The 16,073-nt window shown below is 59.2% G+C and carries 7 protein-coding genes; 4 read left to right on the plus strand and 3 right to left on the minus strand.

The window, feature by feature from the left end:
- Window positions 1–931 precede the first annotated feature (931 nt).
- Genes ACP2YP_RS24955 through ACP2YP_RS24965 form a run of 3 tightly spaced genes read right to left on the minus strand, consistent with a single transcriptional unit; the run spans window position 932 to window position 4,152 of the window.
- The gene (locus tag ACP2YP_RS24955) at window positions 932–1,858 is read right to left on the minus strand and encodes an efflux RND transporter periplasmic adaptor subunit (protein WP_426418936.1); all 927 of its coding nucleotides are present in this window, start codon (window positions 1,856–1,858) and stop codon (window positions 932–934) included.
- A 13-nt stretch (window positions 1,859–1,871) separates the two neighbouring features.
- Complete coding sequence (locus tag ACP2YP_RS24960) at window positions 1,872–2,075, minus strand: DUF1656 domain-containing protein (protein WP_426418937.1); 204 nt, start codon at window positions 2,073–2,075, stop codon at window positions 1,872–1,874.
- A gap of 1 nt (window position 2,076) precedes the next feature.
- Window positions 2,077–4,152, minus strand: coding sequence for an FUSC family protein (locus ACP2YP_RS24965; RefSeq protein WP_426418938.1), 2,076 nt, complete (start codon window positions 4,150–4,152; stop codon window positions 2,077–2,079).
- Window positions 4,153–4,856: 704 nt separating this feature from the next.
- On the opposite strand from ACP2YP_RS24965, the gene ACP2YP_RS24970 reads away from it, so the two are divergent.
- The 4 genes from ACP2YP_RS24970 to ACP2YP_RS24985 all read left to right on the plus strand — a co-directional run bounded on the left by ACP2YP_RS24970 (window position 4,857) and on the right by ACP2YP_RS24985 (window position 16,019).
- The gene (locus tag ACP2YP_RS24970) at window positions 4,857–6,119 is read left to right on the plus strand and encodes an efflux RND transporter periplasmic adaptor subunit (RefSeq protein WP_426418939.1); all 1,263 of its coding nucleotides are present in this window, start codon (window positions 4,857–4,859) and stop codon (window positions 6,117–6,119) included.
- Between the two features lie 5 nt (window positions 6,120–6,124).
- Window positions 6,125–9,247, plus strand: a complete 3,123-nt coding sequence (locus ACP2YP_RS24975) for an efflux RND transporter permease subunit (protein WP_426418940.1) — start codon at window positions 6,125–6,127, stop codon at window positions 9,245–9,247.
- A 23-nt stretch (window positions 9,248–9,270) separates the two neighbouring features.
- Window positions 9,271–9,978, plus strand: a complete 708-nt coding sequence (locus ACP2YP_RS24980; protein ID WP_426418941.1) for a PepSY domain-containing protein — start codon at window positions 9,271–9,273, stop codon at window positions 9,976–9,978.
- A gap of 548 nt (window positions 9,979–10,526) precedes the next feature.
- Complete coding sequence (locus ACP2YP_RS24985; RefSeq protein WP_426426263.1) at window positions 10,527–16,019, plus strand: trifunctional serine/threonine-protein kinase/ATP-binding protein/sensor histidine kinase; 5,493 nt, start codon at window positions 10,527–10,529, stop codon at window positions 16,017–16,019.
- Window positions 16,020–16,073 lie beyond the last annotated feature (54 nt).

Raw genomic sequence — 16,073 nt, forward strand, 5'->3', positions numbered from 1 at the left:
CGACACGTAATCTTCCCTAGCACCGGTCGATGCCGCCGCCGCCTCCATGAAATAGGTCGATTCCTCCTCCACGAGTGCATCTGTGACGTATCAGGGAGCTGTACCAAGAACGCCGGTCGAACGGGCGAGCGTGGCGGCCGCCGACAATCCGGTGCTGTAAGCGTCCGTGGAAGCATTTGGGCCCTGCAAAAGATGGTCTGAGCGATCGTCAAATCGGCAATGGAACCGACGCCAGAGCGATAGACCGCAAGGGCCGCGTCGAATGTAACCTGGGCGACGGTTGGCAGCGCGTTCGACGCGCTGTACGCGGATAGGCTCGTGCGATGCGCGTTGTCAGACAGCACGATTTGATGGAGGGCATCGTTCCGCCTTGGAGTCGACATGACCTCCGCATTATCAGCATCGGTTTGGGCTTGCGCCAAGATGGCCGCGCGCGTGCCGCCGTCGTAGGGCCGGACCATCGCGCGGCCCGACCGATTGACCCATCACTGCGACATTTTGTGGAAACCGGCAACGACAGCCGGCGATCCAAAAGCCGAGACGACGTTCACGCCACCCGCGCTCGTCTCTCCTCCGCTATCCCGGCCAGCTCGACGAGACAAGCGCTACCACCAAACCCCGCGCGGCCTGCTGGTTCGCGGCAGTGGTTGTCAGAGGGTCAAAGCCGGGCCTGTTGGCGCCGTCACGATCGAAAGACCGGTCGCGGTGCCCTGCACCTGGATGTTGGCCCTGTCGACGATCTGCTGCGCCGCACGGGGTAATGTTGCGGTCGTCCAGGGCCACTCTGCGTCGGGGGCGTCTCGATTGGTGACTACCGAGTCCGCCCCATGAAAGCGTTCCGGACCTTGAAAACGCGCTAAGCGTCAGCGCAGCACCTCAATCGATCTCTCGCATTAAGCAGGCCTAGGTGAAATCTGGGTGCAAATGGAGGCTAGTTGCTTGCGAGCGGAAGAAGTGATGACAACAACCTCCTAGCGCTCTTCCCAATATCGGGCTTTTCGGCCTTCTCAAGCGTCACAGTGCAAGTCATTCCAGCGCTGATTAGCACGTTTGGGGAAACATCCGTCAGGCGGATCCGAACAGGGATGCGTTGCGCCAACCGAACCCAAGTGAAGGTTGGATTGACGGTAGCTAACAGTTCCGGGCCATCTCTATTATCTTGGTCAGTGATGCCTCGCGCAACACTTTCGACCCTTCCCCGCAGCATCGATGAGCCGCCCATAAGGTGAATATTGGCTATCGAACCAGCCGTTATCTGTGGAATCTTCGTCTCCTCAAAGTAGGCATCCACCCGATAGGAGTCGCTGTCGACTAGCGCCAATGCCGCTTTCCCCTGCGTGGCATAGTCGCCTGCCTGGAGGTTCAGATTTGTCACGAATCCATTCACCGCAGCCCGGACCTCTGTCCGCTTCAGATTGAGGGCTGCAAGATCACGGGAGGCGACCGATTGCTGATAGCTTGCAACGGCCTGCTCAGCCGACCGCTTCGAATTTTCCAGATCCTCGGTCGTAATCGTGAGCATGGGCGTCAGCTTCGATCGCCTTTCGTACTGATGAAGCAACATTTGATGTTGAGCAGAGCGCGCCGCAACGGTGGCTTCCGCATCCGCCAGCGCGAGGCGATAGCGCTCGGGGTCGATGACAAAGAGAAGGTCGCCGCGTTTCACGAATTGATCGTTTCGCACGCGCACGTCTGCGACATAGCCGGACACGTCGGGAGCGACCGTAATGATCTCAGCCCGGACGCGCGCGTCCCTTGTCCACGGAGAGTAGAGGTAATATTCGGCCATATCGAAGGCGAGAAAACACGCCGATATTACCACGATCAGACTCAGTAACACGCGGACGGCTGTCTGCATTGTTGGTCTCCTGTTATCTCATGCTCAGTGCCAGCCCGCCGCCGGAAAAGATGATGGCGAAAAGTGCAGAGCGAACGAGGGGCGCGTGCCAAAACAATCGATAGAATCCGGACTTCGTAAGCAGCAAGTCGATCGGGACAAAGAGGACCAATGACCCTACGAACCAGATCGCGACTACCGGCACGAACGCGCCAAGGAGGTCTGTTTCGGCAAGCATCTCAACTGTCCGACATAAGCAGGCGCGCCCCGAGCAGGCTCGAACGGAGGGCCTCGCAACCGACGATAACCTTCCCTAAGGCCTCGCTCTCGGTGACGTCGATTGTGTTTCGTGCTCGGGCCAGCGCGCGGCGTCCCAACAAGCGGGCTTCCCAGGCTCGAGTTCCGAAACCTGTCGTGCTATGACGAATATCGGTTTGCGAAATCCGCTCTAATAGCTTTGACACCTCGACGCCGATGTCTGGGGCAAGCTGTTCTGTACCGAGAGCGTCCCTTAATCTGACGATAGCGCGAGCGGTTGGCACGACTGCGGCCGCGCTCCTGAGGTACTCACCGGCGGCACTTGGATCTTGCTCGAGCGCAACTGCTACCTCGTCAAATAGTGTCAGTTCGTATTCTTCCAGTTTTAAACGTGTATCGGCGCTAAATTGGCAGAGCTGGATAAGAAGCTGACGGCGGAAGCCGCCGATCCGCCGCAGCGAGCTTTCGGGGAAAATCACGGCAAACAGCATGAAGCTTACGCCAAAGCCGAAAAAAATGGCGACCAAGGTGTTCAGATAGCTAACTGCGTCGTAGCTCATGCTGTTGTTCAGGTTCGAACTGATCGCGAAGTAAACAATTGGAAGGAGAGCGATCGGCTGCGTAGCCATCAGGAAGCCGCAGACCAACAACAGAGGTGCCAAAGCCACGCTCAAGCCGACAAAGTCCGTTGCCGCGGGCAGTAAATAGAAATCGGTCACGAAGACCGGTACGGCCGCGATTAGGAGCGTTATGGTGGCCGCAACTGGAATTAGCATCTGCCGGGCCGTTCCGCCGAACAAGGTGCATACGGTCCCGGCAGTGATGACTGCTATCGGTCCGCTTGGCCAAGCCGTAACGAACCAGAACCCCGAGGTGACTATTATGGCGAGCGCCGAGCGCAGGCCGGTCGCTAGTGCCTGGGTGGGATCCGACCAACGCTGGCGAGGGGCTCTTAGGGCCGTCGTGATGGATTCTACATCGTACGAGACCTTCAAGCATTGAAGGCGCAAAAGCGCATCATGAACGACCCGCCGTCGCTCCGCTTGTGCGAGGGCTGATAACACCGCGCCATTTCCACAGGGGGTGTCTTCGGTTGCGGCAACTAGTGCTCCAAGGGTCCAAGCACGCGTTGGGGGCGGCGGTCCGCGCGATCCGAAAACCGTCATGGCCGCTTTCGACGCGGCAACGAAATGCACGGCCGCCTCAACCCAGTGCCGCAAAGCTCCGCCCAGGAGGAGAGCGTCTGGGCTCTCGAACACCGCCGCGACTCGCATCGCATCAATAGCCGCGAGCCCCTTGACGAGTTCGACCCGCTCGGTCCCAAGATCATTGCGTCGTGGATTGGAATCGACGGCAAGTTCGGCAAATCGCTCGATGTGACGAGTCAATTCGCGAGTCCGCGCTATGATGACGGGCAATAGTTCTCTCGGCAGAATTAGCCGGCTCACCAGGCCAGCGCAGACGATACCAAGCAGAATCTCAGTGAATCGCGCCAGGAGGAGCGGATAGGCCCCAGCGGGATTGAGCGCGGCGGGTAAGCCGACAATTGCTGCGGTATACCCGGCCAGCAAGAATCCATAGGAGGCAAAATTGCGCACTGCCCGTGCAGCGAAACTACAAAGACCTACCCAAAGCGCGAGCGCGGTCAAGAACAGGTCTCCGTACTGAGAAAGCACGAAAACCAACATCACCGAGACCAGCGTTCCTGCGATGGTCCCGAGCATGCGGAAAACGCTCTTGGCGAGAACCAGACCGCTCTCGGGTTGAGAGACGATGAACACCGTCATCAAAGCCCATTTGGGTTGATCAAGTCCGAGCCACAATGCAAGGTAGAGAGCGACAAGGGCCGCCCCAAACGTCTTGATTGAAAACATGGCGGCAGCGAACGACGGACTCCGAAGAGCGGCCACACCTTTGCTCAAGCGCTTTAGTAAGCCGCTCAAACTGGCGCTAAGGCTCGAATCAACTATCTTGAGGCGTTGAGAGTGGCAGCCAGCAGCCTGACTGACGCGCTCGAACCGGCCGTCAACGGGCTCATTCAGATGGCGTTCGCTCATTTCCAACGTTACCAGTATTATCCACTTCGCGAGCCGGCCGCCCGCAGGTTGTCCATAGCGTTACGAAGCGCGCCGTCCGTAGCCTTGCAATGCAACGTCAAAGATTGCAGATGCCCGTGTCGCTGCACTTGAGTTTTGTCGCCGTGACAGGGCAACTTTTGAAAGATTGGCTCTGCTTATTGCCGAGACTGGCAGCTATCGCGCTGTAGTTCTTGCTCGATCGCATCGTAGATGATTTCGAGCGGGACCCAGAGAGACCGTGACCCACAAGATGATTGTGGCGCGCATTGCGATGAGCATCGTAGTCATCGTGTTCCTTCATGGCAGCCGACCATTGTTAAGGCGTGCCGCTAATAGATGTATCCTCTTCAATTCGAACTGCAGAGCCTGAAGACATCGGTCGTGCAGGCGGTTCTCTGCTCAAAGCTGCCCTGCGACCATGCCGGCAAGGCAGAATTGCCGGCAGCTTCTCGCGCGGGGCAGCTCCTTCCGCGCTTATCGGAGCAAGATGCACGATCGAACGATCGACTTCCACGCTACGAGAGCATAGAGCCGCTTAGGAATCTAAGTCACACTCATCCTTTGAGACGCAGCGATGATCCGCATGTGCAATAGGGCGTGCCAACTTGCAGGCAGTAGCTTGCGACTTCGTGTGGTCACGTCTGGCGGAGCGGAGCTAGGTGGCCTGCAGCGCGGAGAAGACCATGGCCAGACGGTTTGCGGATCAGCTCGAGGAAATTCTGGGGATCGCAAGGCTTCCGCTTGCGCGCGTGCGTCCGAGATTCTGGCGCCGGTTCACCACGCACTCATCTAATTTCCTCGCGCTAGTGCGGCTTGTAGGGTTTCATTTGCTTTTCATCATTCCGGTCCTGCCGTGCGCAATGGCACAGTCCGGGCCTCCCGCCCCGCCTGTTGTCGGCGTGATTGCCGTCGAGCGCCGAGCGATGACCGAGAGCGACGACTTCAACGGCCGAATCCAGGCGATTAATAGCGTTAACATCGTAGCGCGCGTCACCGCCTTCCTGGAGAAGAAGCTCTTCGTGGAAGGTTCGGAGGTCAAGAAAGGTGATTTGCTCTACACCCTCGAACGGCCACCCTTTCAATCGGCCGTCGAACTCCAGGAGGCGGTGGTCGCGCAAGCCCAGGCTCAGCTCGATAACGACAACATCGCGCTCTGGCGTGCGAAACGGCTGGTGGAGACAAATGCAGGTACTCAGGCGACGGTAGACAACGCGAATGCAATGCAACGCACCGCAGCTGCCCAATTGAAATCGGGGCAGGCTCAGCTTGAGACGGCTCACATCAACCTTGATTACACCGAACTCCGTTCTCCGATCGACGGCCGGATCGGACGAACGTCAGTGACCATCGGCAATGTGGTCAATCCGACGACCGGCACCTTGGTGACGGTGGTTAGCCAGGACCCGATGTATGTCGTCTTTCCCGTCCCGACGCGCCGCGTATTGGAGTTGCGTGAGCAGTATGCGGACAAGGGCGGTTTCGATGCGGTGAAAATTCGCGTTCGGCTGCCGGACGGCAGGATCTATGGTCAGATTGGCAAGCTGGAATTCGTCGACAACACGATCGCGCCAAATACGGACACGTTGCTATTGCGCGGCATCATTCCAAATCCCGTGCTGGGGTCCGAGACCGCGGGCGGCGTCAGGCTTCGCGAACTCGTGGCTGACGAGTTCGTCACCGTGCTGCTCGAATCGGTCCAGCCACGGCAGGTCATCGCCGTGCCCCGATCTGCGATCATGGCGGATCAGCAAGGCACCTACCTCTATGTTGCAGATGAGCACAATGTGGCCCGGCAGCGTCGGGTCCACCTCGGACAGTCTACGCCGGAGATGGCTGCCGTTGTCGACGGCCTGACGGTGGGCGAGCGCATCATTGTTGAGGGCATTCAGCGCGTACGACCAAATTCGCCGGTCGAGCCGGCCTCGCCGGGCGCCAGCAAGAGCTGACAGGCATGATCTCCTCCGTTTTCATCGACCGCCCTCGGCTCGCGATCGTCATCGCCATTGTCATCACTCTGGCGGGGTTGTTAGCCCTGAGCCGAATTCCAGTCGCGCAGCTGCCTGATATCGTGCCGCCCCAGGTTGAGGTCACGGCGGTTTATCCGGGCGCCTCCGCCGAGGTCCTGGAATCGACGGTGGCCCAACCCCTCGAAGCGCAGATCGTCGGCGTCGACAAGATGATCTACATGAAGAGCACGAGCGGCAATGACGGCTCGTACACGCTCAATGTAAGCTTTGAGCTCGGCACCAATCCCGACATCAACACGGTCAACGTCAACAATCGTGTTCAGACCGCCTTGGCGCAACTGCCGCAGGAGGTCCAACTCGAGGGCCTGACCGTCAAGAAGAGATCGTCTTCGATATTGCAGTTCGTCATGCTGTATAGCGAAGCTGGGAAATACGACCCGCTTTTCATCACGAATTACGCCGCGATCAACGTCATTGACGAACTGTCACGCACGCCCGGTGTCGGTCAAGCGTCGCTGCTGGGTAACCTGGATTACTCGATGAGGATCTGGTTCGATACAGAGCGGTTGAACAATCTCGGCCTTTCACCATCCGACATTATCAAGGCCGTCCAGGCTCAGAATGTTCAGGCGGCAGTCGGTCGCATCGGCGCGCGTCCGGTCCCCGACAATCAGCAGTTCCAACTTAATGTGCAGACGCAGGGGCGGCTCGCAAGTCCTGAGCAGTTCGGCGCCATCGTGCTGCGCGCCAACCCCGATGGCTCCACGTTGCGCGTGCGCGATGTTGCACGGGTCGAAATGGGCGCACAGAATGACGACAACTACAGCCGCCTCAACGGCCAGCCTGCCGTTGCGATTGGAATCTATCTCTCGCCCGGTGCAAACGCCATCCGGACCGCCGCCGCTGTGAACGCTACGCTGGATAAAGTACGCGCTCGCTTTCCAGAGGGATTGCAGGCGCGCGCTACCTACGATTCCACGATCTTCGTCAACGACACCATCCATGAGGTGCTCAAGACCCTATTCGAGGCCTTCGTTCTGGTAGCCATTGTGGTGTTCCTCTTCCTGGGGCAGCTACGTGCGACCCTCATTCCCGTCATTGCGGTTCCCGTGAGCCTCATCGGAGCATTCGCGATCCTGGTGGCGCTCGGCTATTCGGCCAACACCGTCTCACTTCTGGCGATGGTGCTCGCCATCGGTATCGTGGTTGATGACGCCATTGTTGTGGTCGAGAATGTCGAGCGTGTGATGGAAGAGGAGCCGGAGCTCTCTCCTGGGGACGCTGCCAAGAAGGCCATGACACAGGTGACGGCGCCCATCATTGCTATCACGCTCGTTCTGCTGTCGGTCTTCGTCCCCGTCTGCTTCATAGCCGGCATCTCGGGAGTGCTGTTCCAACAATTCGCGGTAACGATCATCGCGACCATGCTGATCTCAGCCTTCAATGCGCTGACATTGTCGCCTTCGCTCTGCGCGCTGTTCCTTCGGCCATCCGGTCAACGCCGCGGCGTCATGGGCCTCGTCAGTCGAGGCATCGATGGCGTGCGCGATGGCTACGCCATCGCGATACGCAAGATTGTGCGACTTTCGGTGGTCTCGATCGTGCTGATTGCTGCATTCGGGCTCGGTGTAGCCGGGCTGGCGCGGATGACACCAACTGGCTTCCTGCCCGAAGAGGATCAGGGCGCCTTCTTCATCGCCGTTCAGCTGCCGGATGGTGCTTCCGTCAACCGCACCAGCGAGGCCGTTGAACAGGTTGAGGCCATCTTGAAATCCATGCCGCAGGTCCGTGATACGATCTCAGTGATCGGTTACTCGTTCCTCGATACTTTCTCGGCCAGCAACAGCGCGTTCATGGTCGCGACGCTGCAACCGTTCGCGGACCGCGCAAAAACCGCCGATTCAGCCCAGGCCCTGATCGCCAAGGTGTTCGGCGCCGTGCAGCAGGTTCACGCCGCGACCGTCCTGCCATTCAACCTGCCGCCCGTCATCGGCCTCGGGACCGGCGGCGGCTTCGAATATCAGCTCGAAAGCTTCGAGGGCGCCGACCCGAGCTCCATGGCAAACGTTACGCAGGGGCTCGTCGCTGCGGCCAATCAGGATCCTCGCCTCGCCCGCGTGTTTTCGACGTACGGCGCAAGCGCACCTTCGCTTTATCTCGACATCGACCGCGCAAAGGCCCAGGCACTGGGCGTCACGATCAATGACGTCTTCACTACCCTGCAGACTACGTTAGGCAGTTACTTCATCAACAACTTCAACTTGTTCGGCCGGACATGGCAGGTCAATCTAGAAGCGGAGGCGGCGAATCGGCGCGACGTGTCGGATTTGTGGAGCATCTACATCCGAAACGCCAACGGCACCATGGTGCCTTTGCAATCCATCGCTTCTCTTCGTATCGTCACCGGCCCGCAGGTCATCACGCGGTACAATAACTATCGCTCGGTGACTATCGACGGCAGTCCGGCAACGGGCATTGCCTCTGGCACAGCGCTCGCCGCCATGACTGAAGTCTCGGCAAAGACGCTGCCGCCGGGTTATGGCTTCGAATGGACCGGCACGGCTTTTCAGGAGCAGAGGGCCAGCGGCCAGACGGGAATTGTTCTGGGAATGGCATTGTTATTCGCCTTCCTATTCCTTGTCGCCCTCTACGAGAGCTGGATGATTCCCGTTCCCGTCCTGTTGTCGGTTGCCACCGGCGTGCTTGGAGCGTACGCGGGAATCCTGGTGGCCAAGCTGACACTCGACCTCTACGCTCAAATCGGTCTCATCGTGCTGATCGCGATGGCCGCCAAGAATGCCATCCTCATCATCGAGTTCGCCAAGGATGAACGCGAGCACGGCCTGAGTATCCGAGACGCGGCAGTGCTAGGCGCGCAACAGCGCTTCCGCGCGGTGATGATGACTTCAATTGCATTCATCCTCGGCCTAGCGCCCTTGGTATGGGCCGCCGGTGCGTCGGAAATCGCTCGCCGGAGCGTCAGCACGCCGGTATTTGCCGGCATGCTGGCGGCGAGCACCGTCGGAATTTTCCTGATTCCAATGCTCTACGTCGTATTCCAGACGATACGGGAGCGGACGCAGCGAAAGCCGAAAACGAAGCAATGATTAGTTCTCGTCAGGAGAAGACTATGTTTGTCAAAAAGGCTGCAGAACTGGTTCTGTTGCTTGTTGTATCAACTGTCTCAACATTCACGTTGGCCCGAGCGTCGAGCTCCGATACCAGCCCCACCTCGACCGAGCAGTCTAGAGACGCGGAATGGGCCGTGAATTTTCAAGAAATCGAGGTATTTGCGGATGCTCACATTTCCGTTCAGAACGCGATCGAGATAGTGGAAAAACGTGCCATTGGCGCCAAGGCAGTTGCCGCCAGCTTTGACGGCGGGCCCGAGCGATTGGCTTACAAAGTGAAGGCCTATCGGCATGGCCAAATATGGCAGGGCACGGTCGATGCATCGACGGGAGAAATCAGAGAGGAAATCGAAAGGCCGATCTCTGCGCTAGATGCCAAGGACAAAGTTGAGCTTGTCGACTTCAGAGCTGCAGGAATTAATCTTTCCGACGCCGTGGCAATTGCCGAAAATTGCGGCGAGGGCAAAGCAGTAAGCGCGGGACTTGAGCACGAAAACGGAAGACTGATCTTCCTGGTGGTCCTTGTCGCAGATGGCACATTGAAACAGATATCGGTGGATCCTGGCCGAAAACGAAATCGGCCGCGAAGCGCTCCCGCCGGCAAAAGAAACTTTCATTCAGGTGAGATCGACCCGCACATCGTCGCGAAGCATCCTATGGGTTCCGCCGCGCATCATTCTTATCAACCGGACAGCAGTCACTCATAGTGGCTCTACGCAACATGACGAGTTCTTTTGCCGCTTTCAAACTATTCGCGAACGGTAATAGGGAGCGCCCCATGAGATTCGTATTGGTGAACAGCAGGACGCCCTCTCCGCAATCTTTCTGTGCGTTTTGCTGTAGGACGATCGCGGCGAGCTATCTGCGAGAAATCGAGACGGGTCTCACCTACTGTGATGATGAATGTTACGCTGAACACTGCGAAGACGCCCTGCAGGCGATCGAAGATTACGCGAGGGCATCGTGAGCATGCTCGTGCAGCGTGCGTTAAGCGCTTTCCCGCTCCCGGAGCGAACAGCTTGTCCCTGTCCCCGCCTCACCTGACCGGGTCTAGCGCTCGAGGGTAAGATGCGAGGGGCTTTGTGGATGCGGCTGAGCCTCGGTCAACCAGCGTTGAGTTCCCTTGCGAGCGCCTTTATTTACCGCCACAGTCGCAGCAGCAGCCGCCCCGCAGCAGGCGGGTCGAGCGTCTCTGCCGACGTCGGAGTCCCCCAAGATGCTCCCCTCCTCGCGGACCAGCCTCAAGGATGAGAGCCTGCAGGTCCTGTGGCAGGACGGCGAACGCGTGTTCTGCCGAGGATGGCGCCCGGACGGCAATGGCGACGGCAGGTCCGTGCTGGCTATGCTGCCGGCTGGGGAGCATCCGTCACCCGCCATCCTCAATCGGTTCACTCGTTATCATGACTTGAAGGATGAGTTGGATGGTGCCTGGGCGGTGCGGCCATTGGAGCTGGTGCGCGAACGCGGTCAGACCATGTTGGTACTCGAGGACCCCGGCGGCGAGCCGCTGGAGCGGCTGCTCGGCGCGCCGATGGAGGTGGGGGGCTTCTTGCGCCTCGCTATCGATATCGCCGGGGCTTTGGGGAAGGCTCATCGCCGCGACCTCGTCCACAAGGACCTGAAGCCCACCCATATATTGGTCAACTGCACGGACGGACAGGTGCGGCTTACGGGGTTTGGCATCGCCTCGCGACTGCCACGTGAGCGCCAAGCGCTCGAGCCGCCCGAAACCATCGCAGGCACGCTGGCCTATATGGCACCTGAACAGACCGGGCGGATGAACCGCTCGATCGATTCGCGCAGCGATCTCTACTCGCTTGGAGTCACGTTCTACCAGATGCTCACGGGCTCGCTGCCCTTTACGGCCTCCGATCCGATGGAATGGGTTCACTGCCATATAGCGCGGCAGCCGCTGGCTCCCAGCCAGCGCCTCGACAATATCCCGGCTCCGGTCTCGGCGATCGTCATGAAGCTGCTCGCCAAGACGGCCGAGGAGCGCTACCAGACGGCGACGGGCGTTGAGAGCGATCTCCACCGCTGCCTTGCCGCATGGGAGGCTCCGCACCGCATTGATGACTTCCCGCTCGGCCGACATGATGTCCCCGACCGGCTGCTGATCCCGGAGAAGCTCTACGGGAGAGCACGCGAGGTCGAGACCCTGCTTACTGTTTTCGACCGTATTGTCGAAGGTGGCGCGCCGGAACTGGTGCTTGTCTCCGGCTATTCCGGCATCGGCAAATCCTCGGTCGTCAACGAACTGCACAAGGTGCTGGTGCCGCCGCGCGGGCTATTCGCCTCCGGCAAGTTCGACCAGTATAAACGCGACATCCCCTATTCGACCCTTGTGCAGGCTTTTCAGAGCCTGGTGCGGCCGCTTCTTGCCAAGAGCGACACCGAGCTCGCGACTTGGCGCGCCGCGTTTCTGGAGGCGCTCGAGCCAAATGCACGGCTGATGACCGACCTTATTCCCGAACTGAAGCTCATCATTGGTGACCCGCCTCCAGTCCCGGAGCTCGAGCCGCATCAGGCGCAAAGTCGTTTCCAGCTCGTGTTCAGCCGATTCATCAGCGTATTTGCCCGACCAGAACATCCGCTGGCCCTCTTCCTGGACGATTTGCAGTGGCTTGACGCGGCTACGTTCGATCTGCTGGAGGATCTGCTGACCCGGTCGGAAATGAAGCATCTCATGCTGATTGGTGCTTACCGCGACAACGAGGTCGATGCCGTTCATCCGTTGGCACGCAAGCTCGACGCGATCCGCCAACTCGGAGCGCGGGTGCAGGAGATCCACCTCGCGCCACTCGCCCGAGACGATCTCGTGCAGCTGATCTCCGATGCGCTTCGTTGCGATCCGGCCTACGCGGCTCCGCTGGCGCAGCTGGTGAATGAGAAGACAGCCGGCAATCCGTTCTTCATGACTCAGTTTCTCTATGCGCTCACCGACGAGGACTTGCTTCGCTTCGATCACGACGCGGCGTGCTGGTCTTGGGATCTCGATCGCATCCATGCCAAGGGTTACACCGACAATGTGGTGGACCTAATGGTTGGAAAAGTGATCCGGCTGCCGGATGAAACCCAGCAGGCATTGCAGCAGCTCGCCTGCCTTGGCAACGTTGCTGCTATCACCATGCTTTCGGTTGTTCTCGGCAAGCCGAGGGCGCAAGTTGACGAGGCTTTGCGGACCGCGGTCCGAATGGAACTGGTAGAGCGGCTGGAAGACGCTTACAAATTTATTCACGACCGGGTGCAAGAGGCCGCTTATTCGCTGATACAGGAAACGCTTCGCGCTGAGGTCCATCTTCGGATAGGCAGACTGCTCCTGGTACAGACATCCGCCGTTCAACTGGAGGAGTCTGTCTTCGAAATCGTCAATCAGCTCAACCGCGGCGCGGCGTTGATCACGGAGCAGGAGGAACGCGATCAACTTGCTCAACTCAACCTGCTCGCAGGCAAGCGCGCCAAGGCGTCCACAGCCTACGCCTCGGCACTGACTTATCTCAATGCTGGTGCATCGCTGTTGAGTAGGGAGTGCTGGGAGAGCCGGCATGACCTGGTCTTTGCGCTGGAGCTGAACCGGGCGGAATGCGAATTCTTGACCGGCCAGCTATCGGCCGCAGACGAGCGATTGGCGGCGCTGTCAAGTCGCGCCACGACGACGATCGAACAAGCTAACATCGCGTGCTTGCACATGGATGTCTGCACGACCCTCGATGAGAGCGGCCGCGCAGTTGCTGTGTGTCTTGAGTACCTCCGGCACGCCGGAATTGAGTGGTCACCCCATCCGACGCAAGAGGACGTGCGAGGCGAATACGAGCGCATCTGGTCGCTCCTTAGGAGTAGAACAATCGAGCATCTCATCGATTTACCACTGATGCAGGATAAGGAATCCCTCGCGACCGTCGAGGTTCTGAGTAAGGTTTTGGCGCCGGCCGTGTTTACGGATACGAACTTAGCTGCCCTGACGATCTGCAGGGGCGTCAGTCTGAGCCTCGAGTTCGGCAACTGCGATGCGTCATGTGTCTCCTACGTTCTGCTCGGCAGGGTCGCGGGACACCGTTTTGGCGACTATCAGGCCGGATTTCGATTCGGCAAACTCGGATACGAACTCGTCGAACGACGCGGGCTAAAACGATTCGAGGCAAGCACCTATCACTGCTTCGCGGTTTTTGTCGTTCCCTGGATGCAACACGTCCGGCGTTGCCGTGATCTGACTGGCCGGGCATTCGCCGTGGCCACTCGGATCGGTGATCTCACGTTTGCTGCCTATGCGTGCAACGTTCAGAACTCAATCCTGCTCTTTGCCGGCGAGTTGTTGAGCGACGGACAACGCGAAGCCGAACATGCTCTGGCGTTCGCCGAGAAGGCGCGGTTCGGCCTTATTGTTGATTGCATCACCACCAAACTCGCGCTGATTCGCATGCTGCGCGGCTTGACGCCAACGTTCGGTTGCTTTGACGAAACGCACTTCAATGAGCATCGCTTCGAGTCCCATTTATCCAGCAACCCGGTCTTGGCAATTGCTGAGTGTTGGTTCTGGATTCGGAAATTGCAGGCTCGCTATATTGCGGGCGACTATGCAGTAGCCCTCGACGCCGCTACGAACGCGCAACGGGTGCTTTGGACAACATCGTCACAATTGGAGGAAGCCGAATATCATTTCTACAGTGCGCTGGCCCAGGCCGCTTCTTGCGACACCATACCCGCGACCGAACGACAGCAGCACCTGGACGCTCTGGCTGCACATCACAGGCAACTGCAGGTCTGGGCGGAGAATTGCCCGGAGAATTTCGAGAACCGCGTCGCGCTGGTGGGCGCAGAAATTGCTCGGATCGAAGGCCGCAACTTTGATGCGGTGCGCTTTTATGAACAGGCTGTCCGTTCGGCGCGCGAAAGCGGCTTTGTGCACAACGAGGCACTTGCCAACGAGCTCGCCGCGCGGTTCTACGCGGCTCACGAATTTGGAACCATCGCGGATACCTATTTGCGCAACGCTCGCTCCTGCTACTTGCGTTGGGGAGCCGATGGCAAGGTGCGGCAACTCGAGGAGATGTATCCCCAGCTCAGGGAGGAACGGCGAGCAGCCGCTCCCATCGGCACGATCGCGGCCCCCGTTGAACATCTCGACCTGGCGACCGTAATCAAGGTGTCTCAGGCTGTCTCTGGTGAAATCGTCCAGGAGAAAATGCTGGACACGCTTATGCGCACCGCCATCGCGCAGGCGGGTGCCGACCACGGTCTGTTGATCGTGACGCACACGGCCGAGCCACGGATCGCGGCGGAAGCCACGAGCTTGGGTGATACGGTCCTTGTGAAGCTTCGAGATGCGCCTGCGGCCGCTTCCGAGCTGCCAGAGGCGGTCCTGCGCTATGTTCTACGTACCCAGGAGAGCGTCATCCTTGACGATGCGTCTAACGAACCGTCGTATGCAGCGGACCCTTACATCGGTCGACGCCAAGCGCGTTCCATTCTCTGCCTGGCGTTGATCAACCAAGGCAAGCTCATCGGAGCGCTCTACCTTGAGAACAAACTCACCCCGCGCGCCTTTGCGCCGGCGCGGATCCCTGTGCTGAAGCTGCTCGCCGCGCAGGCGGCGATCTCGCTCGAGAACACCCGTTTGTACCGCGATCTCGAACAACGCGAGGCTAAGATCCGGCGTCTGGTTGATGCTAACATTATCGGGATCGCCATCTTTGATTTGGAAGGTCGCATTCTTGAGGCCAACGACGCATTTCTTCGGATGGTGGAACGCGACCGTGAAGATCTCGGATCAGGCCGCTTGCGTTGGACGGAACTGACGCCACCGGAATGGCTCGACCGCGACGCCCAACAATTGGTGCCGGAGATTAAGATGACAGGGCGGCTGCAACCTTACGAGAAGGAGTTGTTCCGGAAGGACGGCAGCCGTGTCCCGGTGCTGGTTGGCCCGGCGCTGTTCGAGGGATCGGAGAACCAGGGTGTCGCCTTCGTGCTCGATCTAACCGAGCGCAAGCAGGCCGAAGCAGAAGCACGCGAGAGTGAACGGCGACATCGCGAGATGCAGATGGAGCTCGAGCACGCCAATCGCGTGGCAACCATGGGGCATATCTCGGCCTCGATCGCCCACGAGGTGAACCAGCCCATCGCCGCGACCGTGACCAACGCACAAGCCGGCTTGCGGTTTCTTGGCCCTGAGGCGGTCGATCTGAACGAAGTCAGGCAGATCCTCGACGACATCGTGAGAGATGGACAGCGAGCGGGCGAAGTGATTGGCCGCATCCGCGACCTCAGCAAGAGAGCGCCGCCCCGGCGGGACCGCTTGGAGCTTAACAGCCTCATCCAGGAAGTGAATGAGCTAACCTGGGGCGAAGCGTCGAACAACGGCATCTCTGTGCAGACGGAGCTGGCGGATGGCTTGCCGATCGTTCAAGGAGATCGCGTCCAACTGCAACAGGTCATCTTGAATTTGATCATCAACGCGATCCAGGCCATGAGCAGCGTCGATGATGGGCCGCGAGAATTGCTGATCCGCACCGAAACGGTTGAGTCAGGAGTGCTCGCGATGGTGCGAGATTCGGGTCCGGGATTGGCGCCGGAGGCTCTCGAGCAGGTCTTCGAATCCTTCTACACGACCAAGCCCAGCGGAATGGGACTTGGGCTGTCGATCTGCCGATCGATCATCGAAGCGCATGGCGGACGCTTATGGGCGAGTGCGAACGAACCTAAAGGCGCCGTGTTTCAGTTCACCTTGCCGAAAGAAGGCAATTCATGACTCTTCGGGCGACCCAGCTCCGTTTGGTGGGAACCGGCTGCCACGTTTGTCAAC

It is taken from the genome of Bradyrhizobium genosp. A, from assembly GCF_049949275.1.
GTDB lineage: Bacteria > Pseudomonadota > Alphaproteobacteria > Rhizobiales > Xanthobacteraceae > Bradyrhizobium.